Source organism: Myxococcales bacterium, from assembly GCA_016699535.1.
Lineage (GTDB): Bacteria > Myxococcota_A > Polyangia > Polyangiales.
Genome location: CP064980.1, coordinates 314,881 through 338,854, shown reverse-complemented (window position 1 = coordinate 338,854; position 23,974 = coordinate 314,881). Strand labels below are relative to the sequence as shown.

The 23,974-nt window shown below is 50.4% G+C and carries 23 protein-coding genes and 1 tRNA gene; 11 read left to right on the top strand and 13 right to left on the bottom strand.

What is annotated here, in order from left to right:
• Positions 1-7 precede the first annotated feature (7 nt).
• Positions 8-1,552 carry a glycoside hydrolase family 32 protein gene (locus IPJ88_01775; GenBank protein ID QQR90499.1) on the top strand — a complete coding sequence of 515 codons (1,545 nt, stop codon included), beginning with the start codon at positions 8-10 and terminating at the stop codon, positions 1,550-1,552.
• A 55-nt stretch (positions 1,553-1,607) separates the two neighbouring features.
• Here IPJ88_01775 and IPJ88_01770 read toward each other — a convergent pair whose 3' ends face one another.
• Entirely contained in the window at positions 1,608-2,144 is a 537-nt protein-coding gene (locus IPJ88_01770) for a hypothetical protein (protein ID QQR90498.1), read from the bottom strand.
• The gene (locus IPJ88_01765) at positions 2,110-3,453 is read right to left on the bottom strand and encodes an MATE family efflux transporter (GenBank protein QQR90497.1); all 1,344 of its coding nucleotides are present in this window, start codon (positions 3,451-3,453) and stop codon (positions 2,110-2,112) included. Before IPJ88_01765 ends, IPJ88_01770 begins: the two co-directional genes overlap by 35 nt.
• A gap of 5 nt (positions 3,454-3,458) precedes the next feature.
• Between IPJ88_01765 and ccsA the strand changes: the two genes are divergently transcribed.
• The 7 genes from ccsA (at position 3,459) to IPJ88_01730 (ending at position 10,689) form a co-directional block, all read left to right on the top strand.
• Positions 3,459-4,871 (top strand): cytochrome c biogenesis protein CcsA, encoded by a 1,413-nt coding sequence (gene ccsA, locus IPJ88_01760; protein QQR90496.1) that lies wholly within the window; start codon positions 3,459-3,461, stop codon positions 4,869-4,871.
• Entirely contained in the window at positions 4,858-5,682 is an 825-nt protein-coding gene (locus IPJ88_01755) for a hypothetical protein (protein ID QQR90495.1), read from the top strand. The genes ccsA and IPJ88_01755 overlap by 14 nt, the downstream gene beginning before the upstream one ends.
• A 2-nt stretch (positions 5,683-5,684) precedes the next feature.
• Positions 5,685-7,271 carry a hypothetical protein gene (locus IPJ88_01750; GenBank protein ID QQR90494.1) on the top strand — a complete coding sequence of 529 codons (1,587 nt, stop codon included), beginning with the start codon at positions 5,685-5,687 and terminating at the stop codon, positions 7,269-7,271.
• Between the two features lie 49 nt (positions 7,272-7,320).
• Entirely contained in the window at positions 7,321-7,986 is a 666-nt protein-coding gene (locus IPJ88_01745) for an NUDIX domain-containing protein (protein ID QQR90493.1), read from the top strand.
• A 350-nt stretch (positions 7,987-8,336) separates the two neighbouring features.
• A complete protein-coding gene (locus IPJ88_01740; protein QQR90492.1) occupies positions 8,337-8,798 on the top strand; it encodes a single-stranded DNA-binding protein in 462 nt (153 codons plus the stop codon).
• Positions 8,798-9,676 (top strand): ABC transporter substrate-binding protein, encoded by an 879-nt coding sequence (locus tag IPJ88_01735; GenBank protein ID QQR90491.1) that lies wholly within the window; start codon positions 8,798-8,800, stop codon positions 9,674-9,676. The genes IPJ88_01740 and IPJ88_01735 overlap by 1 nt, the downstream gene beginning before the upstream one ends.
• Positions 9,673-10,689 (top strand): TlyA family RNA methyltransferase, encoded by a 1,017-nt coding sequence (locus IPJ88_01730; protein QQR90490.1) that lies wholly within the window; start codon positions 9,673-9,675, stop codon positions 10,687-10,689. The genes IPJ88_01735 and IPJ88_01730 overlap by 4 nt, the downstream gene beginning before the upstream one ends.
• Positions 10,690-10,740: 51 nt before the next feature.
• On the opposite strand, the gene IPJ88_01725 is transcribed toward IPJ88_01730, so the two are convergent.
• A tRNA-Gln gene (locus tag IPJ88_01725) sits at positions 10,741-10,811 on the bottom strand.
• Between the two features lie 184 nt (positions 10,812-10,995).
• On the opposite strand from IPJ88_01725, the gene IPJ88_01720 reads away from it, so the two are divergent.
• Positions 10,996-11,346, top strand: a complete 351-nt coding sequence (locus tag IPJ88_01720) for a hypothetical protein (protein QQR90489.1) — start codon at positions 10,996-10,998, stop codon at positions 11,344-11,346.
• Between the two features lie 60 nt (positions 11,347-11,406).
• Here IPJ88_01720 and IPJ88_01715 read toward each other — a convergent pair whose 3' ends face one another.
• From IPJ88_01715 to IPJ88_01670, 10 genes are all read right to left on the bottom strand, one after another.
• Positions 11,407-12,150, bottom strand: coding sequence for a sterol desaturase family protein (locus IPJ88_01715; GenBank protein ID QQR90488.1), 744 nt, complete (start codon positions 12,148-12,150; stop codon positions 11,407-11,409).
• Positions 12,151-12,242: 92 nt separating this feature from the next.
• Positions 12,243-13,532, bottom strand: a complete 1,290-nt coding sequence (locus tag IPJ88_01710) for a cobalamin-dependent protein (protein QQR90487.1) — start codon at positions 13,530-13,532, stop codon at positions 12,243-12,245.
• A 45-nt stretch (positions 13,533-13,577) separates the two neighbouring features.
• Complete coding sequence (locus IPJ88_01705; protein ID QQR90486.1) at positions 13,578-15,143, bottom strand: acyl-CoA dehydrogenase family protein; 1,566 nt, start codon at positions 15,141-15,143, stop codon at positions 13,578-13,580.
• 8 nt (positions 15,144-15,151) lie between these two features.
• On the bottom strand, positions 15,152-15,421 hold the full coding sequence (locus IPJ88_01700) for an acyl carrier protein (GenBank protein QQR90485.1): 270 nt from the start codon (positions 15,419-15,421) through the stop codon (positions 15,152-15,154).
• On the bottom strand, positions 15,399-16,439 hold the full coding sequence (locus IPJ88_01695) for an NAD-dependent epimerase/dehydratase family protein (protein ID QQR90484.1): 1,041 nt from the start codon (positions 16,437-16,439) through the stop codon (positions 15,399-15,401). Before IPJ88_01695 ends, IPJ88_01700 begins: the two co-directional genes overlap by 23 nt.
• On the bottom strand, positions 16,436-17,821 hold the full coding sequence (locus IPJ88_01690; protein ID QQR90483.1) for an AMP-binding protein: 1,386 nt from the start codon (positions 17,819-17,821) through the stop codon (positions 16,436-16,438). Before IPJ88_01690 ends, IPJ88_01695 begins: the two co-directional genes overlap by 4 nt.
• Positions 17,766-18,188, bottom strand: a complete 423-nt coding sequence (locus IPJ88_01685) for an AMP-binding protein (protein ID QQR90482.1) — start codon at positions 18,186-18,188, stop codon at positions 17,766-17,768. The genes IPJ88_01690 and IPJ88_01685 overlap by 56 nt, the downstream gene beginning before the upstream one ends.
• Before the next feature lie 219 nt (positions 18,189-18,407).
• On the bottom strand, positions 18,408-20,075 hold the full coding sequence (locus IPJ88_01680) for a hypothetical protein (protein ID QQR90481.1): 1,668 nt from the start codon (positions 20,073-20,075) through the stop codon (positions 18,408-18,410).
• Positions 20,076-20,465: 390 nt separating this feature from the next.
• Entirely contained in the window at positions 20,466-20,639 is a 174-nt protein-coding gene (locus tag IPJ88_01675; protein QQR91936.1) for a chorismate-binding protein, read from the bottom strand.
• Positions 20,603-21,796, bottom strand: coding sequence for an anthranilate synthase component I family protein (locus IPJ88_01670; GenBank protein QQR90480.1), 1,194 nt, complete (start codon positions 21,794-21,796; stop codon positions 20,603-20,605). Before IPJ88_01670 ends, IPJ88_01675 begins: the two co-directional genes overlap by 37 nt.
• Between IPJ88_01670 and IPJ88_01665 the strand changes: the two genes are divergently transcribed.
• Positions 21,790-22,587 carry a hypothetical protein gene (locus IPJ88_01665; GenBank protein ID QQR90479.1) on the top strand — a complete coding sequence of 266 codons (798 nt, stop codon included), beginning with the start codon at positions 21,790-21,792 and terminating at the stop codon, positions 22,585-22,587. The two genes, IPJ88_01670 and IPJ88_01665, sit on opposite strands and share 7 nt — an antisense overlap.
• Positions 22,588-22,606: 19 nt before the next feature.
• Complete coding sequence (gene gorA, locus IPJ88_01660) at positions 22,607-23,974, top strand: glutathione-disulfide reductase (GenBank protein QQR90478.1); 1,368 nt, start codon at positions 22,607-22,609, stop codon at positions 23,972-23,974.

The following is a 23,974-nucleotide window of genomic DNA, read 5'->3' as shown; positions in this document are numbered from 1 at the left end:
TATGGTTATGTATTTAAAAATGTTGATCTGCGCTCCACTGCTTCTTGCGGCTTGCGCATCATCCCCTGAACACAAGCAAAGCGAGAAAAGGTCTTCGATGACAGAAGGGGGCAGCGAGGCAAGTCGTGACTCTTTGCGTCCAGCGTTTCATTTCACGCCAAAGTCTCACTGGATGAACGATCCAAATGGTCTTGTCTTTTATAAGGGCGAATACCATTTGTTTTATCAATATAATCCAAATGACATCGTGTGGGGACCCATGCATTGGGGGCATGCGGTAAGTCAGGATCTTGTGCATTGGAAGCATCTGCCGATTGCTCTTTATCCGGACGCGCTTGGCACGATTTTTTCGGGCAGCGCGGTAATCGATTGGCACAACACCGCGGGATTCGGTCCTGAGGCGATGGTGGCGATTTTCTCCCACGACAAAGACAAAGCACAGCAGCAGAGTCTTGCGTACAGTCGCGACCAAGGTCGCAATTGGAAAAAGTACGAGGGTAATCCTGTGCTCAAGACGCCTCAGGGCAGCCCGGATTTTCGAGATCCAAAAGTGTTTTGGTACGGCGATGAAAAAGGGCATTGGGTTATGGCTTTGGCCGTCAAAGATCGCATCCATTTTTATCACTCTGCCGATCTAAAGAACTGGATCAAAGCAAGTGAATTTGGTCTTGCTTATGGATCGCACGGTGGTGTTTGGGAAACGCCCGATTTGTTTGAGCTTGCGATTGAGGGGACTTCCAAGCGCAAGTGGGTGCTAAGCGTTGGCATTAACAACGGAGCGCCCGCTGGAGGAAGTGGTAATCAATACTTTATCGGGGACTTTGATGGCAAAACCTTCAAGCCACTGTATCCGCGAGACACAATAGTGTGGGCAGATTATGGAGCTGATTTTTATGCAGCACAATCGTGGAACGATCTGAGGGATGGAAGACGCATTTGGATTGGCTGGATGAATAACTGGAACTATGCGGATAAAATACCGAGCTCGGGATGGCGAGGGGCTTTTTCCCTGCCACGTGTTTTGTCCTTGAGACAAAGCAAGCACAAAATACAACTTGTTCAAAAACCTGTCAGCGAACTTGCCGTGCTTCAGAAAAATCATCGAAGCATCAGAGATGTCTCCGTCGATGAAGCAAATGCCTTTTTGCGCGAGCTTAGGGCTCGCGGTTTTGAACTTTCGGCTACGGTAAAAGTAGACGATCTAAAAAATGCTTTTTCTGTTGTTATCCATACAGGCGAACATGAGACTTGCACCGTGAGTTATTCGGCCAAGAAGCAAGAGCTTTCTGTGGATCGAAGTGCATCAGGTATCACGGGGTTTTCTCCTGATTTTGGAGTGGTTCACACGGCGCCTCTGGTTGCTGAAAATGGCCGAATTCATTTGCGCGTTTTCTTTGACCACACGTCGATGGAAGTCTTTGCAAACGACGGAAAAGTTGTCTTCACCGAGCGTCTTTTTCCTAAAAACGAAAACGTTAAGATAAGAGCTAGTTTTTCTGATGCCCCAGTTTCGATCGAATCACTGGATTGGTATGACTTGTCAGCCCTTTAGATAGAAGGCCCAGTGCACTCGCACTTCAATGAAATAGTTTTGTGCATGGAGCCCGCTAAGAGCTTGCTTTGCATCGCTTCAAAGCGTCATCGAGAAAACTGCGCAATTGATACATTTGCTCAGCTCCTAATCCTTGACCGATAAATGCTGCGCCGTACACAAAAGCAATAAGCGCTAGAGCAAAGGGCGTCAATAGATAGGCCCAAGGGAGCTGTCCGAGGATGTGCTGCGATGCGCCATATACGATCCCAGCCAGTACCAGCAATAAAAGTACCCCATACATTGCCATGAACATGGTCCAGACATGAGGGTGAGGTGCAAAACGGCCACATATTTTTTTTGTATCTTCTTCGGCGGCAAAACGTAGGTACAAATACGGCGACCAAAAATGGCGTTTTTGCTCACAGATCCAAAGTACGGCCTCTTTTCGAAACACTTGTCCTGCGCAGGGACATTGCTGCTCGGTGAGCTTGTTTTTTAGTGTGCTCAGCAAAAGCTCTGTGCGGCCTTCAAAAACAACTTCGAACTCCGGTCGCATGCGTGCCTGGGCCATACTGCTAGCTACCGTTGCATAAAGGCCGGCTTTCGTCATCTTGGCTATCCTCGTCGCGTTTCTGAAAAAGGCGAAGGCCCAGGGTAATGGCCCTGAAGACCATGAAAAGCATAAATGCTGCCCAAAGTCCGTGATTGTCGAAGCGTGGGACCAAAACAAACACAAGAGCAACATAAAGCGCAAAGGAGAGCATCATACTGTTGCGCATCTCTTTACTCCGTGTGCTTCCCGCGAAGATGCCGTCGAGCTGATAGCTCCATACCGAAACAACTGGGGTGATGATAAGCCACGGGAGAAAACGACGCGCTTCGCTTTGTACAGCAGGATCGATGCTCAGCGTATCAATCAGTGCTCCGCCGAAAGCCCCATAAACAAGAACGTAGATGATCGCCATTCCGGCAGCCCATACCGTGCTTATCTTGACTGCACTCCAGTACGCTTTGCGATCTTTAGCGCCAAGAGACTGGCCCACAAGGGCTTCGGCAGCATGAGCAAAACCATCCAAGCTGTAGGATGCAAAGAGCTGAAAATTCATCAATAGCGCGTTCGATGCAAGCACTAAACGTCCCATGCGTGCACCCATGAAAGTCAATAGAGCAAAACTTGAAATCAAGCATAGTGTTCGCACAAATAAATCACCGTTGATGCTCAACATGGGTGCAAGGGCGCGTAAGTGAAACGCTTCTTTCCATTCTTTGAGTTCAAATAGTTGTGGAGCAAAATGCTGCATGGAAACAATCCCCGCGGCAAATGCAGCATATTCGGAGACTGCCGTGGCATAACCCACGCCGGCTACCCCCTGATGAAAAACAAACACCATAAGTAAATCCAAGACGATGTTTAGTCCGTTCATCCAAAGCTGAATCCACAAAACACTGCGTGCTTGTTGAATGCCTAAAAGCCAGCCAATGATCACAAAGTTACCAAGAGCAGCTGGGGCCCCCCAAACCCGTGCGTAGAAATAAGAAGAAGCTAAAGTTTTTAACTGTTCATCTGCGCTGATAAGGCGAAGCGCGAAATAAATGATTGGAACCTGAAGCAATACGATAACAATGCTGATACAGAACGACAGCACAAAAGCTCGCTTTGCAAGCTTCGAGACCTCTTCGTGATTACCAGAACCCCAGGCTTGTGCCGTTGGTCCGGTTGTCCCCATGCGCAAAAAACCAAATCCCCAGTACAGATAATTGAAAACCAAATTGCCCAATGCGAGTGCCCCAAGTGGCTCTGGACCTGGCAAGCGGCCCACCACGGCGGTATCCATCATGCCTAATAGAGGCACCGAAATATGCCCAATAATAATGGGCGTTGCGAGTCGCCAGACTTGGTTATGCGAGATTTTAGTCATGTTCTGTGCTGTCTGTCGTTGTCTGGCGCAGCGTAGCGATGCGGTTTTTCTCCGAGCAACATCGTGAAGTTTCGCGTCTTTGCGGGTGTGAACTTGAAGTAAGTGCGTTGTGGTTCTACTCTGCCGCCGATATGTTCAATAGTGGTATACCCGTCCTTGGTAATCTGATTCTTTCGGCCTTGCTTATCCTGGCTGGCTACACCTTTGGTGTTGCCATTGCATCAAGCCGCAAGCCCGCCTTGCTTCGTAGCGCACGCTTTGGTGCCTACGCAAGTTGTGCTCTTGTGCTGCTTGCGGTTTGCCTTTTGGCTTACGCTTTTCAAACGCACGATTTTCGTATTCGTTACGTAGCGCGCTATAGCGATCGTTCTATGCCCTGGTGGTATCTGCTGGCGTCGCTGTGGGGTGGTCAAGACGGATCACTATTATGGTGGACCTTTTTGCTCTCCCTCTATACCGCAGCTTGTCTCCGATCGTTAAAAGGCCGCTATCTCGAACTGCAACCCTTTATCCTAGCAACCTTGATGGGCATCTTTGCGTTTTTTGCGGTCTTGATGCTCTTTGCAGCGAACCCTTTTGCGACCAGCTATGCGGGATCTCCCATCGACGGCGAAGGACTCAATCCTCTGCTTCAAAACTACTGGATGACGATTCATCCACCCTCCCTTTATATGGGCTTTGTCGGATGGTCGATTCCTTTTGCCTTCGTGGTTGCGGCGCTGATTACGGGTAGGCTCGGTGAAGAGTGGATTTATGCTTCTCGGCGCTGGACGCTGATAGCGTGGACCTTCCTTAGCATTGGTAACGTGCTTGGCATGATTTGGTCCTACGAAGAACTTGGCTGGGGAGGCTACTGGGCTTGGGATCCTGTTGAAAATGCAGCAATCCTACCCTGGTTTAGTGGCACAGCCTTTTTGCATTCGGTGATGATTCAAGAGCGTCGCGGCATGCTCAAAGTCTGGAACGTGGCACTTATTTGTCTCACTTTCTTTTTAACGATTTTCGGCACTTTTTTGACCCGTTCTGGGCTGATAGCGAGCGTTCATTCCTTTGCGCGTTCGGATATCGGCATTTACTTTTTGTGGTTTTTAGCCGGCGTCTCAGTGTTTTGTATTGCCTTAGTGATTTGGCGTCTGCCGCGTCTTCGTGCAAAGAGCGAAATGGATTCACTCCTAAGCCGTGAGTTTAGTTTCCTTCTTCAGAACTGGATTTTGCTTGCCATTCTTTTCTTTATCCTTGTTGCAACCCTTTTTCCGCGCATCAGTGAATGGCTTCGAAACGAAGTGGTGACTGTTGGTCCGAGCTACTTTAATAAATGGATAGTTCCGCTCGGTCTGATACTCCTTTTGCTTATGGGCATCGGCCCACTGTTGGCTTGGCGTAGAGCAACCAAGAAAAAATTTATTGCAAGCCTTTAAGTGGCCTGTGCTTTTCGGTGTGTTCGTTGCACTTGTCCATATCTTTTTTGGCAAAGCCTTTGGTCTTCCACCTGTTGTAACTTCAGAAGAGATCTACGAGACAAGCACCGGCCGATTGTTTGCCGCTGTCTATTCAGCAGCGCCGCTCATATCCTTTTCTTTTTGTGGTTTCGTTACCGCGACCATCGTTCAAGAGTTTTGGCGTGGCATCAAGATGCGGCGAAAAAACGCCCAAGAAGGGTTTTTTAAGGCACTTGTGACCTTGGTAGCCAAAGCGCGTCGTCGCTACGGCGGCTATATTGTGCATGTCGGCATCGTGCTTATGTGCATCGGTTTCACGGGTGCAGCATACGACATTAAAAAAGAAGCCACGCTTCATATTGGTGAGAGCTTAGAGATTCATAACTACCGCTTTGAATACATTCGTGCTCGGTCCATTACAGATCCAAATAAACGCATGGTGTTTACTGAGTTTGACGTCTATCACAACGGGAAAAAAGTCGATCAGGTTTCACCTGCAAAATTTATCTACACAACCCATCCAGAGATGCCAACCACTGAAGTCGCTATTCGCTCCCGTCTTAGCAACGATCTTTATGTGATCATGAATTCCGTTAATCCCGAAACAAAGATAGGTACCTTTCAAGTGATCTACCGACCCCTTGTGATTTGGATCTGGATAGGGGCTTTGATTTTGCTCTTAGGCGTGATTATCGCCATGGCTCCTCGCATCTCGGAGCTGCTCTCCATGGATCCGCCTTCATCAAAGGCGAGTGTTGTGGATGCGGAGCAAGCAAAGGAAGGAGTTTAGTCGTGAGCTATTTTCTTCCTTATTTTTTCATTGTTCTTTCCGTGCTGGCTACTGGTGCTGTCGTATACGCTTTGTTTCAGAGCTTGCTTGTCTTGTTTAGTACAAGGAGGGACGCTGCATCTCACGTAGCCAATCTCAGTGAAGATCGTGCTGGATTGCTTGCAGAAAAACAGGCCTTGCTTACTGGTCTCAAAGATCTTGAGTTTGAAAATGAGGTTGGCAAAATATCCGAAGCAGACTTTGCGGAGCTCAACGCACAATACCGCGAGCGTGCAAAAGTTGTGCTTGAAGCCCTCGACAAAGATATCGGGCCTTATAAAGAGAAAGCTGAAAAACTCATCGAGCGTTCGCTCAAGCACAGTATCATTCTGCTGGCCGCTTTAGGCAGCCTGATTGCTTTCGCGCAAGACGCCCAAGCGCAAAGCGACAGTCCGCAAGATGCCCTCAATGCACACTTGCGAATGCAGCAAACGCTACAGAGCCACGCGCAAGCGGATGAGACGCTCCCGGCAGGGACCATCGCTGTATCCGTGATGGACGCCGAAGGTTTAGCCATGCCAGGAAAAACCGTGATTCTTGGCGTGATGGCTCAAGGCGGCGCGCGTGTCCATCAAACTTGTCAAAGCGATGAGAAGGGCCAGTGCCAATTTAAGGAACTGACCTCGGGCGAACTAGCTGCTTATCGGGTAAAATCGGTGCATCAAGGCGTGAGTTTTGCCACAGACCCTTTTCGCTTGCCCACCGATCAGGGCTATCGAGCAAGGCTTGTGCTGCTTTCTGTCAGCACCGATGAGCGACCACTGCTTCAGCACGGGCAATTTATTCTTGACCTGCAAGACGAACGTTTGCATGTGGTCCAACACGCTCAGTTGAGTAACTTTGGTACCGAGGCCTATGCTTTCCCGCAAGAAGGAAAGCTAGTTCGGCTTCCTGAGGGATTTGTTAATTTTCAGTCCCAAGAGCTGATGACCGATCAGCGGATGGTCGAAGAAGACAACGTTGGTTTTCGCGTGTTCGGCTCGCTGCTACCAGGAGCGGTAACCTTGAGCTGGGGTTATCATTTGCCAGTCAAGGGCGGGGATATGACCATCGAGCTGCCAGTTACTTGGAATACTTTTCGCTATCAGATCGTGATTCCAGCCATTGCTGGCATTCAAATGAGTGTCGAAGGCTTACCAGAAACAACATCGTTTGAGCACGACGGGCGAACACTGCTTGGCACCGAGATGCGAAGAAGACCACAGGACCCACCTGTCAAAAGTCTTATTGTGCATGTTCGCGGAATCCCGGGTCCAGGCCCCATGCGTTGGGTTGCTCTTTTTCTTGCTGCACTTCTTGCCTTATCGTTAAGCGTGCTCTTTTGGCGAGCTGGACAAGGCGCTAAGACGAAAAACGATTTATCAGATCGCAAACAGGCGTTGCTTGATGAAATTGCTATGCTTGAAAAAGAGTTCAAAGATTCAACGATAGGTCCAAACTATTTTGCGCGACAAAAAGAGCGTGCCGTAATCGAGCTTGCGCAGTTGCTGCAAGCTGAAGAATCAGCTAACAAAAAGCATGCTCATTCCTCATCTGCAGCAACAGCTTAATCACTTCATTGAAACTCACCGCGATCGTGAAGCCGAAGTAGCAGCTTCGTTGGAGCTTCTTGCTCAGGGGCAAAAGAGTCTGTATCGAGACTGTTTCTCTCCGGGACACTTTACGGTCAGCACTTTTGTATTCAACGACGATGCTGAACTTCTCGTGCTTTTCCACCCCAAGCTCAAAAAATGGCTGCAGCCAGGCGGTCATATGGAAAGAAGGGATAGGAGTATTCTAGCTGCTGCACTAAGAGAGCTTGAAGAAGAAACAGCGCTGGCGGCGAGTTCGGTTCGACCATTGCATGAAAGTTTCTTTGATGTAGACATTCATGCCATCCCGGCTTTTGGGCACGAGCCAGCGCATCAGCACTTTGATTTAAGATATGCTTTTGTCCTTCAGGATGCTGAAGCAAGAATAGAGAAGAACCTGAAATGGATGGATGCAAAGGCAATCGCCCAACACTCCGATTTATCCGTCCAAAACTCCCAGAAAAAAAGCTCAACAATTTTTCTAGAAAATTTGCGCTCAGTTCATTTGCCGACAGAGAGCATGGTGCGCTTAGCACTTATCTCGAACAGCAAGCCTCCGCGGGGGTATTGTTCCGAAGCCATCAAGACCAATAACTGCGGGAGGCTGAAAGCTTTTGCTGTCCTGCTATTTATTTTTGTGCGCCACATGCAGACGCTCCGGAACAATACCCCCGCGGAGGCTAATGACTGGTGACGCTTTTTGATGTCGCTTCGCCCAATAGTCGAAGAGTGGAAGCAGTCTTGTGAGCGTGGAACAACAGGGCTACGCTGGAGCGTCTGCATGTAGCGCATTTAGCCATGGCGGGATTGGTTTTTAGCATAAAGGCATACGCAGTTGGTGGTCTTGTAGGCTTCGGCGTAGCCCTGTTGTTCCACGCAGATCTCGCCATATATCGTGCGGGATTATTCTTTATTAACAACATACTAGGAAAATACAATTTCCCTCTTTTTTCCTTATTGAGCAGAGGGTATGTTTCGTGCACAACTTTTGAGCCCAAGCGCCGATAACGGAACACGACATTATATTACAACGAGGGGAACACCATGGCAGAAGGCATGAACAAAGCAATATTAATCGGAAACCTTGGCGCCGATCCAGAACTCAAGTTCACCCAATCCTCCCAGGCCGTTTTGCGGCTTCGTTTGGCTACCAACGAGTCGTACGTCAACAAGTCCGGTGAACGTCAAAGTCGCACGGAATGGCATACAGTAGTGGTTTGGGGCAAACGCGCCGAGGCGTTGCATAAGATTTTGGTCAAAGGCAGGCCACTTTGTGTCGAAGGGCGCATTCAAACCCGGAGCTGGGAAGACCGAGACGGCAACAAACGCTACAACACCGACATCGTTGCAACCAATATCATTCTGCTGGGCGGCAGTGGTGGAGGTGGCGGTCGCGGAGGCGATGCTTCGGATACAGGCGGCTATGGTGGGCCATCTTCTGGTCCTTCGGATATGCCTTCTGATTTTCCTGCCGATGATTTGATTGATGATGACGTTCCCTTCTAATGAAGACAATTAGTGCTGGGCTGCGTACGCTACGGTGTGTGCTGGGTATCTCCGTTGCTCTTGTCGCTTGCGGCAAGGAGCAGGGCGCGAGCCATGAGCGCTCGACTGAAAGGCAAACTCAACGCATTGTCTCGCTTGCACCAAGTACGACAGAGGCCTTGTTTGCGCTTGGTCTGGGCCCAAGAGTGGTTGGAGTAAGCCGTTTTTGCAACTATCCACCGGCCGCCAAAAGCCTTCCAAAAGTTGGTGGGTTCATTGACCCGTCGCTTGAGGCAATTTTAGCGTTACGACCCACCTTGGTTGTAGGGGCACGTAGCCCAAACAACCGTGGGGTTGTTAGGATTTTGGAGCAACAAGGGGTGAGCACCTATTTCCCCACGATCCACAGCGTTTCTGACATCATCGGCTTGCTTGGTGGCCTAGCGAAACGCACGGGCCAAGAAAAGATAGCACAAGCACGTATTAGCGAGATAAAGCAAAAACTTGCCTCGGTGAAAGCTCACTTTCCTAAACACAAAGCGCGTGTATTGTTGTTATTTTCTGAGCAACCTTTTTCGGTTACCGGTCCTACGAGTTTTGCGGATGATGTGCTCACGCATGCTGGTGCGATCAACGTCATGGGTAGTGGACCAGCTTATCCAACCTTGAGTTTAGAGCACATCGTAAGCCTTTCTCCCGATGTGATTGTTCGAGCCATTATGGAAGCAAAGAGCAACGATGCAGAGTCCGGTGTTCAATGGTCGCGGTTTACAAGCATGCCTGCGGTCAAGAATGGGAAAGTTATAACGATTCAAGACGATAGACTACTGCGGCCTGGCCCTCGTATTGCCGACGCAGTCGAGCTGCTATTCCAATCCATCTATGGAGATGCTCCGTGACTGAGAAAAAACGAGCAGATCTGCTCGTGACTGAGCAAGGCCTCGCAGCAAGTCGTCAGCGTGCGCAAGCCTTGATTCTTGCGGGCAAAATTTATGTGGACGATAGGCGCGTCGAAAAGGCGGGTGAACGGTTTTCAGTCGATACCGTTTTTACACTCAAAGGCCAGGATCATCCCTACGTTTCTCGCGGAGGCCTTAAGATGCAAGGAGCTTTGGACGCCTTTGCCTACGATCCAAGTACTCATGTCGTAGCAGATTTTGGCGCCTCAACAGGCGGCTTTACCGATTGCTTGCTGCAGCGCGGAGCGAGCCGTGTCTATGCCATCGATGTAGGTTACGGTCAGCTTGACTATCGCCTGCGAAATGATCCCCGCGTAGTGGTCATGGAGCGCATTAACGCTCGCTATCTTCAAGCGAGTGATCTACCCGAAGCCATGGATCTGGTTGTTGTTGATGCCTCGTTCATAGGCTTAGCCAAGCTGCTTCCAAGCGTTGTTAGTGTACTTAAACCAGGTGGTGACGTGATTGCGCTCGTGAAACCTCAGTTCGAAGTTGGCAAAGAGCAAATATGCTCTTCCGGGGTGGTCCGAGACGATGCGCTGCGCCGCAAGGCCGCATCCGATGTCATTCACCAAGCTGAGTTGTTAGGACTATCCCTGCGTGCACAACAAGACTGCATTATCGCCGGTCCCAAAGGCAACCGCGAAATCTTCATCTGGCTCAAAAAACTCAAGAGCAAATCAGTTCCAAACCCAGCTAACCAACCACCCCGCGAGCAACGCGAGCCCGCAGGGGAGGGAGCCGACGCGCAAAGCGCGTTCGGGAGGGGAGACGCGTGTCTCCCCTCTTTGGAGCGCTGCTGCGCAGCGGTACAAACAGTAAAGCGAGCCGACGCGCAAAGCGCGTTCGGGAGGGGAGACGCGTGTCTCCCCTCTTTGGAGCGCTGCTGCGCAGCGGTACAAACAGTAAAGCGAGCCGACGCGCAAAGCGCGTTCGGGAGGGGATTGTCGTGAATCCCCTCTTTGGAGCGCTGCTACGCAGCGGTACAAACAGTCAAGTTAAAGTTCCGGAGGATGGATTCGAACCATCATTCTAGGATTCAAAGTCCTATGTCCTGCCTTTAGACGACTCCGGAAAAGGGCCACAAAAGCCATTCAGCAGCGCGGTCTATATCGCAATGTGGCTAAAAAAACCACGTGTAAGTGAGACTATTTTGTACCCAGTAGAACCCAGAGCGCTCCAAGACCCCACTTCGAGCCTAAAAAAATCTAATATTTACGTGTTAAATTCTTGGCATCGCTTTTGCAGCTTGCTTGGGAATGGAATTATTCTCCTGGGTAAGTCTGGCTATTTTAAACTCCTCCTTGGCACTTTCGCTGCCTCAGGCGGAGCAGCCACTGAGCCTAACAGAAACCGACATCGTTCAAGTTGCATTGGATTTTGATTCCGACTCATCCGAGCCGATGGCCAGCAAGGAACCCTGTGACGAGGCCATGGCAAATACAGTTCTCGATGATACCATCGTGCCTATTTGGACCGAAGCTGCACGGAGCATTCAGCAGGGGGCGATCGTTTTTCAGAGCAAAGAACGCAATCCTTGTGATGTGGTTCGCCTCGAAATTCGCCCTGGACCCGTCTGGTCCGGCATGGCAGCGCGCCTGCGTTTCTAGAATCGACAAGCAGTTCCCTGGCATGGAAGTTCACTCCGCCTTGGCTCATGCTCTAGGAATCTAGGTTTTCAGTGCGGCTTGTGGCTGATCGCAGTCAAGCGAGGGGTTGATCAGTGCGCCTGGTTTTCTGAAGGTGCCTAGCACCAAGTCCCAAAGTGGGGTGCTAATGCCAAACTGAGTGTCATGGTTTTTGTAATGGTGCTCGAAATGATAACGCCTTAGGAACTTACCGACGCGTGTCGTGGGCCGGCCATGGTGCGTGTAGTAGTGAACCCAGTCGTAGGCGAGATAACCCGCCACAAAGCCCGCGAAGGTTGGCAGCCAGTACATGCCGAGGGTGAAGTAAAAGAGCGTTGCAAATACTGCAGCCAAAGGCCAGCTCATCATGGGAGGGGCAACCAATCGTCCAGGATCGTTTGGAAACTCATGGTGGTAGCCGTGCGCCATAAAGAGCATCGACTTACGAAAACCGCCGTCACCACCGTTCAGATGGAATAAGAAACGGTGCAGCATGTATTCCACAAAAGTCCAGACCAGAATGCCTGCTACAAACAAAGCTGCCATGGCAGTTAGGCCAAGATGGCCTTGTCGGTTGGTGGCATAAAAGCAGTAAGCAATAATCGGCAAAAACCAAAGGCCAGGCAATGCCCAGTGTGATTTTCCTAAGTAGCGTTCTACAAAGGGATGCTGAAGCACTGTGATGCCTTGTGGATGCTTGCGATTCTCTTTGCTTGGCGCGGATTGGATGCCGCTCCAACTGTCAATGGCTTGTTTGCATTCTTTTGTGATAGCAAAAAACGACATAGCTCCTCTTTCCAGGCCGACACTAGCATAGAAAACTACGATGTCACGGAGAAAGCAAGTTGATCTGGCTCAATTTGTAGCTGAAAAGTAAGCTAAAATTGAATGGTACGCTCCCGATGTGTGTCGAGTTTCGAAATCGATTGACGGGAGCGATAAAACTCCTTCCACAAATGCAGGTAGCCTTCTTGGAGCTGCTCAGGTGACATCTGCTTTGGCTTAAAGACCACGTTGGCATCGTTGTACTTGGACCAATCGCGATGAAGCAAGCGATCTTGCTCGGTCATGCTCTGCCAGATCGGGGTCCCAGGGTAAGGCGTCAAAATCGCGAACTCTGCTTTGCGAACCTTGGCGTGATCGGCAAAATCAAGAATACGATCAAAACAGCCTGCATCATCGTCATCGTTGCCTACTAAGAACGAAGTATAGGGCTCAATATCGTTGTCATGGCACTTTTTAATGGTTTCCAGAGCCTGCTGGTAGGCTTTGGGATCCTTGCCGGTGAAGGCTCCCTTTGTAATCGGATCAAAGCCACCCACGAGGTAGAACATCTTGATTCCAGCCGCGCGCATTCTCTGAAAAAGCTGTTCGCGAGTTGCAAGCACGACCGGCATGCTAATGCCAACATAACTGATTGCGGCTTGGCCACGTTCAGCAAGTACATCAAGCAGCTCGCCAAAGTGTCGACGTGCATTGGGAAAGAAACTCGTATCTTCGGTAAGCGATGCAAGTTTGCCACGTTTTCCAAGCATCTCGATTTGATCGAGTGCATGTTGTACCGGAAGATTTCGGCTACGGCGTCCCATGCTTTTAGGCAAAACACAGGCCACGCATGACAGTGGGCAGCCACGATGCAGTTGCACCGGATAGTCATCCGGGCAAAAGTTTCGTCCCTCTTTTTCCATATACAAATCCACGCGAGGCAGAGGCAGCGTTTCAAGGTTGGTGGGCTCAGCAGCCTGGTAGATCGGCTTAAGTTGATTGTTTTGTGCATCGTCAAGCAGTTGGGGCCAAATCCCATCGCCTTCGCCAATCACGACTGCATCCGCGTGTTCTTTGACGATTTCAGGCATCATGGACGGAAAGATCCCGCCAAACACCACACGTTTACCACGCGCACGAAAGGCATCGGCAATCTCCATGGCTCGCACAGCGGAAGGAGTGAAACAGGAAATGGCAACAAGGTCCACATCGTCGTCGAGGCCGATATCTTCGAGCCTGTCATCGCGAAAATCGATCTCCCATGTCTTTGGTGTGACTGCTGCTAAATAAGCGATACCTAGTGAAGGCGGTCCAAAATACTCATCGCAGGGTACGTAATCGAGTAGTTCGGGGTGCGCTTCAGCATGGCGCTGAAATCCTGCATAGATAAATTTGATTTTCATAACGTGTTCCTTGAAGTGTGCAACTAATGAAGATGTTTGTGTGATTTAACGAAAGCTTTTGAGAAAGCTTTCGTTTTGCTCAACTGCGTTAACTAGAGACTGGTTCATTGATGCTTCGTCATCGGCGTGCCTTAACGACAGTAGATGTGTGTTGGCATCGAGCAGCAAATGGCGAGCTGCATGCTTTGCGAAAGGCTCATCGCTACTTGTCTTTGCCCGCGCCAGACTAGCTGATGCCGCGAACAAGTTGACATAGATCCGCGCCAAACCCTGCAAAACAAGTTGATGGCGAATAATGTTTACCCCAAATTGTTTTTTCTTTTCTTGCAGGGTGTGATTGAAACTTTCTGCACTGTCTTGCCAAACGGCAGAGAGCCCATGCAGCGACTCAGGCAGTGTTGTATGCACTTGTTTTTGTTCGGAGACTGTTTTCGATGCGGCAAGTGCAGTGCCAGTGTGAACCAGCAACACATCGTTGGCTCCTTCGAAAATGCGCGTCACCCGGCAGTCTCGCAGTAAAAGCGCGATGCCGGTTTCCTCGATGCAGCCCATTCCTCCGTGCAGTTGAATCGCTTGATCGGCGATCCAAAAAGCACTTTCACTGCAATAGATTTTTGCCGCTGATGAAATCGTTGCAATGTTTTCAGAACGCGATTCGCACAAGCCAACTTGCTCGACCATGGCTTCCATGGTGTAGAGTTTGCTAAACATAGCTGCGAGATGGTGGCGTACGGCTTCAAACTCGATCAGTTTTCGTCCAAACTGCTGCCTTGTCTTGACGTACTCAAGGCTTGTTTTGCATGCAGCACGCGCGATGCCGATGCACCCAGATGCCATGATGGTTCGACCCCACTCAAGTACACGATGAGCTTGCTCCATGCCAGCGCCTGTTTCTCCCAGCATGTTGCTTCGTGGCACACGAACCTTGTCGAAGGTTACCGTGCGAGTAGAGGAGCCACGGATTCCAAGTTTACTTTCTTCTTCACCAAGCGTGATACCTGGTGTTGAAGCCGGAATACAGATGAGTGCATGACTGCGCCGCCCGCCTAGTTCTGGCGTTTTTACGAGCACAGTAAACAGCGAAGCAAAGCCAGCGTTGGTGACGTAGATTTTTTCACCGTTGATTTCAATCTCGTCGTTGTCAACCGGTCTGGCCGTGGTTTTGATGGCTGAAAGGTCCGATCCGGCTCCAGCTTCAGTGGCGCAAAACGCTGCGATGCATTCGCCGGAAGCCAGTTTTGGAAGCCAGTTGCGTTTAAGCTCTTCACTACCAAACTCGATTAGGCCTCGTGTACCAAGGCCGCAATGCAGACCCACGGAGGTGGCAATCGATCGGTCATAGCAAGCGAGCTCAGCCACCACATGGCAGGTTTCGCGCAGCCCAAGCCCCAGTCCTTCATAGTCTTCGGGGATGGGCACTCCAAAAAAACCACATTCAGCAAGCCCTGATAGAATCTCACTTGGGATGCGTTTTTCTGTATCGATTTTGGCGGAATCGATGTGTTCCTGAGCAAAGCGTTTTGCTTGTTGGACAATTAAATCAACTATTGATTCGTCCGTATAGTGCTCGCGCTGCGCTGGCGCGCGCTCGACATGCGTTTCGTTTGGCATCGTTTTTCCTAGACCAATTCAGCGTGCTGCGAGACATATTGCGATTCAATAAAGGCACAGGCATCATCGACAGTACGAATATCCATTGCATCTTCCATTTGAATGTCGAGCTTCAGTTCTTCGCTTAGGGTTGAGAGGAGCTCCATGCTGGAAAGCGAATCCATTCCCAAATCTTCGCGCAAACGCGCTTCGTTGTTCAGTGTGTTTTCTTCGACTTCAGCGATTTCCGCGATAAGAGCGGTAATACGTGCTCGTCTATCTTGCGTGGTTGAATGCATCTTCTCCTCCTACTGCTATGTCCTGCTCTATGGATGGCAGGTATTTGAAACGAACGAACCACTGATGGGCTCGGTAAAGGCTGGTGTCGATAGATGTGAGCGGGATATGCAGCTCATGCATGATGCGTTTGGCGCTAACGGCTTGTCCCGCATTGACCATATCGACGAGTTCCAATGGAAACGCTACGCGGGAGCCATTTGCTGCGGCGATTTGCTCTTCGGCGAGTGCCCGCTGCACAGCAAGTTTTCGTGGCAACGCTCGAGCGGGGTAACTTCCGCCGAAGAGTTGCACGATACGTCTAAACAAGACTCCAAGCTCAACGTTATGCCCGGGGTGGCAATATCGCGCTTTTGGCGAGACCAGATTAGCAGCAGCAACGTGGGCCTTGGCTACATCACCCACGTCAACGAGATTCACGATACCGTTTACCCACCAAGGCAAGAGCCCTTGAACGACGGCAAGTAAAAGGCCGCTGGTGCCAACTCGGACATCCCACGGTCCGATGCACGCGCCGGGCATCATGGTAATGGTGTTCAGCCCTTCAAGCGCAGCGTTTTGCACTTCCCGTTCCATGGCCCATTTTACTGCGCGATACACGCTGTCCGCTGGTATGTGATCCGCAATAGTATCCTCAGTGGCGAGCTTACCAGAGGCCGCTCTATCAAGCGTTGCAATCGAAGAGGTGTAAATGAAGCGCGGAACGTTGGCAATCTGTGCAGCACGAAGCACAGCTTTGATTTGTGCTGTCCCCGTTTCAATTGCCGTATCTCTGTCGAGTGAGTAACGCGGATAGTATCCTGCCGCCATGAATACAGCATCGCAGTCCTGCATGGCTGCTGCCAAAGAATCCGTGTCATCCAAATCAACCCGCACGAGTTCCACGGGACGCTTTCGTAAAAACACTGTGATGCTTTGCTTGCGGCGCGTGCAGCGCACCTGCCAGTCCTGCGCTATCAGCTCGTCTACCAAGTTTAGGCCAATGAAACCACTTCCGCCGATGACAAGTGCTCGTTTCATAGTTTGTCCTGTTCTTGAAGAAGAGCACTGCAGCGTGAACGCTGTATTTTCCCGCTGGTTGTGCGCGGAATGCGGCCAACGCGCCACAGATGAATCTGATCGGCTTTGATGCCCAAGCTTGCAAGCAGCTCGCCGCGTATGCTTTTTACAATTGCATCGCGTTTATGTGGATCTTGCTGCATGGTTTCCGCGACAACGACTAAATCATCGGTACCTGAAAGCTCATTGCTGGCAGCAAAGGCGGCAACCGATCCACGCACACCCGGAATGCTTGCTGTCACTTGTTCAATGTCATAGGGGTGAATGTTTTTCCCACCCTTGATGATCATGTCTTTGGCACGTCCCGTGATGAACAATTGCTGGCCTGCAACAAAGCCAAGATCGCCAGTGTGCAGCCAGCCCGATTTTAAGGCTTCTTCGCTGGCTTTCTCATTGTGGAAATAGCCGTCCATCAAGCTAGAGCTGCGTGTCTGGACTTCGCCCACTTGGCCTTCGCCCAGGATACGATCGCTATCTGGTTCGGCAACTCGCAGCGAGCAGCCTGTGACCGGTTTGCCTACCGACACGATGTTCATCGCATCGGCAGCTGTACTTATGCTGAGTTTGCCTGACGCTTCCAAAGTTTGACGATCGATGCGAAGCGCTTGGGCGGCGTGCTCGGGCGCGCTAAAGCAAATCGCAAGCGTGCTTTCGGCCATCCCATAAACGGGCGTCATGGCAGATGGGTTGTAGCCATGATCAGAAAAAGCCTGTGCAAATTGGTCAAGGGTAGGGGCCTGCACTTGCTCTGCGCCGTTCAGCGCTGCGCGCCAACTTGATAAATCAATCGCGCAATCGGCCGGGCCGCGTTTTGCACAAAGTTGATACGCGAAATTGGGCCCGGCTGAAACGGTGCCTTTGACTTTGGTAATGAGCTCAAGCCAACTCCGTGGCTGCATGACAAAGCTTTCAGGCGTCATGATGTGCACCGCAAAGCCGTGGCACAAGGAAGTGTAAAGCACTCCAATTAAACCCATATCGTGAAACATCGGAAGCCAGCTCACGCCTACATCATCTTGGCTCATATGCAGGCTTTGATATATCGCATGCGTATTTGCGCAGAGTGCCTGATGCGAAATCACAACGCCCTTTGGCTTTGATGTCGTGCCCGAAGTGTACTGAATAAGCGCCGTATCGCTTTTGCTGACTGAAGCTTCAAGCGATACCTTGCTTGACGTCAGAAGATCCTCGGCCCCGAGGACGTCTTTTAGTTTGGATGCAAGCCCGGGTAGTTCACGAATAGCACGGCTGATGCGCTCATAGGTGATCATGCGACTGGCCTCTGCATCATCGATTACGCGTTCCAAGTTTTGGACGTAGCGCTCGACGCCACCAAAGGTCATGGGCGGGGCCAGTGGTACGGGATGCGCCCATCAAGGTTGTACCAAGCAAAGCATCAATAAACTCAAGGGAGGTGGGCATCAAAATAGGCACGCGATCCCCACGAGCGATGCCTTTTTCCTTTAAAGCACTGGTGCATCGCCTGGCGCGATCAAGCGCCTGCCGTGCATCCAGCGATACGCTGTTTTTGCCCGAATGCAGCGTGACAAAAGGCGCACCTCGTTCCGCTTGCGCGATCAAGGCTTCGGTGATCGTAGAATAAGGCGAGCTTAGCGCCTCATGATTAACGAGCAAAGCGCTATGCGCTTCGCGGCCTTTCGAGACAGACCTTGAGCTGTGCTCGGTATGAACAACATCAATTGGAATCATAGATCATGAAAAACTAAGCTTTTTTCAGCCACGAGCGCTTGATCTAGATCAACTGCACCGCCATTTAAAATCGATACAAGGGTACCCCGTTCATCCCATTGATTTGTATAGTGAATTTAACTTCAGGTCGCAGATGGCCGCTATGCTCCGATCATGGGGGTAACAACAACTAAATAGTTGATATCAAAAGCTTTTAGATAGCCAATCTCTGCATCCAAGTTAAGGAACAAGCACACCAACTGAGAGAGGCTTTATACCAACAGCAGCCTTTTCAATCGTTTCTTCCACAATACCAACCGTATTTCTTCCGACAATTTTGCCCAGAAGATAGCGAGCTGCCAGATAGACGACTGCACCGACGATTGCGGGATAGATCAAAGCTTCTTTTACAAAAGCAACACTTGCGGGTTCGCACAAATTGCCTTCGGAGTACCCTGATCCAAAGGGGTGTGCCGGATAGAAGTGGCCCCCGTGCTCCCCATTGTAGCGGCTGTACATATAGTTGCAGCTCATTAGTGTATTGCTATTGTCTTTGCCTGCTTCTTGCCAACGGAAGTTGTATATTTCAACAAGTCGTGCGCCAAGGTAGAAGATCTCAACACGGTTTACTTTTCCCTGCACGGTGCTCAGATCAAAACATTCGCTCTCTTCATGCCCTGCGCGTGCTTGATTGCCCAAAGGGCAGGGGGAGCGAGCAAATTCCTGCGCGCCAATGCTCTGCTGGTAGCGAAAACTCCACGTATCCCCAAGCTTCCCGAATCCCCAACTGCGAGCAACTTGAGTTGGAGCAAACCACTCATCCTGTGCACGCTCATAAAGGTTTGCGTCTTGGATCATGGGCACGACATCTGCAGGTAGCTTTGAAAGGCTGGTTTCAACGAGCCATCCTTCGCTATCGGACCAGATTAAATAGATTCCACCAAGATTGATAAAACGCTCTCCGCTGGGGCTGTTCTGTACGGTATAGGAATCGATCCAATCAAGTTGCGCGCGTCGCACCTCGCCAAAGCGCTGACGTAAGATAGAATAACCGTAGCTAATAAATTCCTCAGCATGCTCATAGTGAGTACCTATTTGTCCGGCAAGGTCTTGAGCTTGGTCGAGGAAGGGCGTCTCAACGTTTCTTTCGGAAGAAAACAGTCGATTAAGAAAGCCAGTTAGGAGCAAGGCGCGGTCGCGCAAGGCGCGGTGAAAAGTCAGTCCAGCTTCCACCGAATTAGTTCTTTTAAGCCATGCAAGGTAGTAAGCGCCGGACCAGGTAGGTGAATCTTCTAAAAGATCTTGCAACATGGGTCCACCAAACCGATTGTTTAGTACAATCCACTGCTTCGCTTGGTCTGGGTTTTGATAGAAAGTCGAGCCTGCAATTCCAATCGTTCGAGCAATGTCGATCCCTGGAATAGCAGAAAAATCCTTAGCTAAAATGCCAGTCTCGCTATTAGTAAGTGGGACCATCTGTTCTTTTCCTAGAACACGATCGGCAGCGTCCCATGCGGTGCTTCCATCAGGCAGGCGTATAGCTTTGAGCAGCGTCTCGTTATATTGCACACTGTCGTCTGTCCAAAAAACAATGTGAACATTGGGCATTTCTTTGAGCCACACTAAAAATTCGCCAAGGTTATCCATTAGTCGCACATCATCTGGCACGATTGCTTGATCGGCGGCAAAGGACAATCGTTGCTGCTCATCCATTCCATCGATAAATCGCCATAATAGATTTTGATACAGGTCAAAGACAATCCAAGTGTCCTGCTCAGGATGAACCGTCTGCGCTTCTGCAGAGATGCTCCATTCAGAGTCTTGTGACTGCGTGCATGCTGAAAGAGCGCATAGAGGCAACAGGGCTAAAGCAATTAGAATTCGAATCAATAAGAACCAAGAGCGCATAATGCGATATCCTTTTAAAGAGTAAGTTAAAGTTGAGTTGTCCGTGTGATAAATGCTTTTTCTAACAGTCTATAATTGTGGGATTGCTGAGATGTGGGGAAATATCTCTTGTGCAGGAGTTCATTATACGAATGATGACATTGCAAAAATGATGCCAGCAGACGCATGAAGCCATGCGCTATAAAACAATAGTTTTGAAGCCGCAAAGGAGCTCAACCGAGGAGGTCCTTCAGGGCAGTCGTGACACCCTATACAGCTATCTGGGTGCTCCTGACCTCACCGATCCAGGATCCCGTAAAAAAACGTAGGTCTTTACAGCCACTTATGACCCATAGCGCGATTTCTTCTCGTATGCCTTTTAGGAATGCTTCAAGTGTGGGTCGGGTGGATTTAGCTCAAAGACTCAAGAAAAACTTGGGCTTTGAGTGTGGTTTCGGCGACTTCTTTGTGGGGGTCACTGGCTGCGACGATGCCGCCTCCGGCCCAGTAGATGAGCTCATCGTCGATTAGCTGGGCGGTGCGAATGGTCACCGAGAACTTAGCGCCGCCATCAGGGAAAATGATGCCGGTGGTGCCTGTGAAAGAGCACGCGAAGCGGGTTCAAGCTCCTCGATGAGTTGCATGGCGCGATGTTTGGGCGTGCCAGTCACGCTGCCTGGCGGAAAAAGACTTTGCATGATCTCACAGATGCCAAGATCATCGCGGCTGATGCATTCAACCGTACTTACCATGTGGCTGAGTCCTGTATAGGCTTCGATAGCGTAGGGTTCGGTGACTTTAACGCTGCGCGGTTGAGCGACTTTGCTCAGATCGTTACGCATCAGATCCACGATCATGGTGTGCTCTGCGCGTTCTTTGGGATCATCGTAAAGCTGAGTGTGGCTTCGCAAGTTAGCATCGGTACTTTCTTTGATGGTACCTTTGATGGGTTTTGAAAACAGGCGTTTGCCTGGGCCTTGCCAATCGAAAAAACATTCCATGCTTCGGCCAAGCACCGCGAAGTTTTGTTGCGCTAAGAAAAACCCGTAGGGCACAGGACTTTGTTCGCGCATGCGCAAAAATAGCGATAGGGGCTTTGCTTTGAATTGGCAGCGCCAACGACGCGCGAGGTTGGCTTGGTAGATGTTCCCTTGGCGAATGTGCTCCAGAGCCTGTTCGATAGCCGCTGTGTGCGCTTCTTTACTATCAACATCGACTTGAATGTCAGCAATCGTGCAGGGGGTTATGGTCGACGTTGGGTTGTTTAGCAAAGCTTCAAAGCGCTGTGCGGCTTGTTTGTCCTGCGCGAGAATCCATCCTTGCTTTTGATGATGATCGAAACAATACAGTGCAGGATAACGCGCAAAGAAGAGTAGGGGCAGGCGTTCATCGCGTGCATGCACGGCGCGTAAGGTGGCATCCGCTTCAAAAGCTGCATCGTAGTTGATGTACCCTATCCAAAATCCCGGGTGTCTTTGGATATCTCGAAGCGCATCGAAAGGCTTTGCCTGTCCATGACCAACGCACAGAATGTCTTCGGGCTCGGCGGCAAGATAGCTATAGCGTCCTTGGGGGTGTGCGTTTAGATTTGCATCAAGCCAGGCGAAACACTTTTGGCTGTTTAATGAGAGCGCGGCCTGGGCGGGCTCGAGGACTATCGCGGCACTTTCAAACACGGCCTTAGCGGTGTACTCAGCAAGCAACAAGGAGTAAAGATATTTTCGCCGTTCCTGACATGACAAGATTGGCAGTTTTTATAGCATTTTCATGCCACTTGTGTCTTTTTTTTGGCTGCAAAGACGACACAATTGTCATTTCAGCCAGTATAAAACGTGTGGATGGCCAAAGCTTGCTTGGTCTCGATCCAGCTTGGGAATCTGCCTTGATTTCGCTGCAGCAAGACGATCAACCCGTCGTCGAGCGGCGACTTGAACCGGTCGATGAAACTCTTCGCTTGCGGCTTCCGGTTTCACGCAATCTTTCGACTCGTTTGCAGGTTGAGCTTAGTCGGGGCGATGAGCGCTTGATTGGATCGTTGCCGATTTTTTATGCGGGCTGGGCGCCCTTAGGCTTGCGTGTGCTTTTAGCCGAGCCGTCGCGGTGCGTGGTGTTCGAGGAACTTGAGCTCGCCGTGCCGCGACAGAACGCGGGCTTCGCAAAAGTCGGAGCCACTGCGCTGGTTTTGGGCGGCGAGCCCGAGGGACAATCCTCCGTTGCCGAGTTTATTGATTTGCTGAGTATGAGGCGCTGGGATTATATCGATGATCTCGGTGAGGCCTTGGGCGCCTGCCAGATTGCTGCGGTTGATGATCGCTATGCCTTGGTGGTGCCTGAAAAAGGCGATCCTTTTGTCTATGATTTAGCCACGCCGGCGCGCATCGATTCAACGATAGCCATCGATAGTGTAGACTTGGGCCAGGCTACCTCTACCATTGTGTTTGAATCCACTGAGGGAGTCGAGCTGCTTGGAAACCTGGGCCAAGGTCCCAGCAATGGTGTTCAGTTGTGTTTTCCAGAGCAGCTGGTGTTCTGATGTTTGAAATGGAGTCGCAGTGAGCAAGTTCGACTATGATTTTTGTGTGATTGGAGCGGGTTCCGGTGGTGTGCGCGCGGCGCGTACAGCTGCAGGCTATGGCGCTCGTGTGTGTATTGTTGAAGAACAAGCCCTTGGCGGGACTTGCGTCAACGTGGGCTGCGTTCCAAAAAAGTTTTTCATGTATGCCTCTCATTTTCACGAAGACTTTGAAGATGCGCGCGCCTATGGCTGGGAAGTCTCGGGTGGCGACTTCAATTGGTCGACATTGCTTGAAAACAAAAACAAAGAAATAGGGCGGCTCAACAAAGTATACGAAAATTTGTTGATCAAGTCGGGGGTCACCATGGAATGGGGACGAGCTGTTCTGAGTTCGCCGAACAGTATTAAAATCGGCGATAAAGAAATCAGCGCTCGCTATATTTTGCTTGCCGTAGGAAGCCAGGCAGTCTTTCCGCCGATCCCCGGTGTCGAGCACGCCATCACTTCAAATGATGCCTTTTATCTAAAAGAGCTCCCGAAAAAGATCGTAGTCATCGGCGGAGGCTACATCGCATGCGAGTTTGCTGGGATTTTTAACGGCATGGGCGTTGAAGTAGTGCACATGGTTCGCGGCCAAACGTTGCTTGCGGGCTTTGATCACGACATTTGTCGCGTGCTTGCCATCGAGATGAAAAAGAAGGGCATCACACAACGCTTTGGTGCCGAGCCCAAATCGATTGATAAATCGGACCACGGTCTTAAGGTGAATTGTCAAAATGGCGAGTCGATTAAAACCGATGCCGTGATGCTTGCCACCGGCAGGCGTCCCAACATTGACAACATCGGTTTAATAAACGTGGGGGTAAAGATAGGCTCACGAAACGAAGTGGTCATTGATGCTTTTGGAAAAAGCTCGGTGGATTCGATTTACGCCATTGGCGATGTGGCCAACCATTTTGGGATCACACCCATCGCGCTTCATGAGGGCATGGCTGTAGCGTCCACCTTGTTTGCAGATAAGCCACGCAAATTTGATCATCAGTTCGTGCCAACGGCGGTTTTCAGTCAGCCCTCGGTTGGTTCGGTGGGTCTGACCGAAAAACAAGCGCGTGCTCAATATCCCAATATTGATATCTATCGCTCGGAGTTTCGAGCGCTAAAGCATTCCTTGAGTGGGGGTGATGAAAAAAGCATGGTCAAGATGGTTGTCGATAGAGACAGTGACCGTGTTTTGGGCTGTCATATGGTGGGTCCCGATGCCGGCGAGGTTATGCAAGGCTTTGCCGTAGCATTACGTCATGGCGCCACAAAGACTTCCTTTAATAGTACCGTAGGTATTCATCCAACTTTGGCTGAGGAATTTGTAACGCTTAGAGAAGCTGTTGCCACAGAGGCACTTACCTAA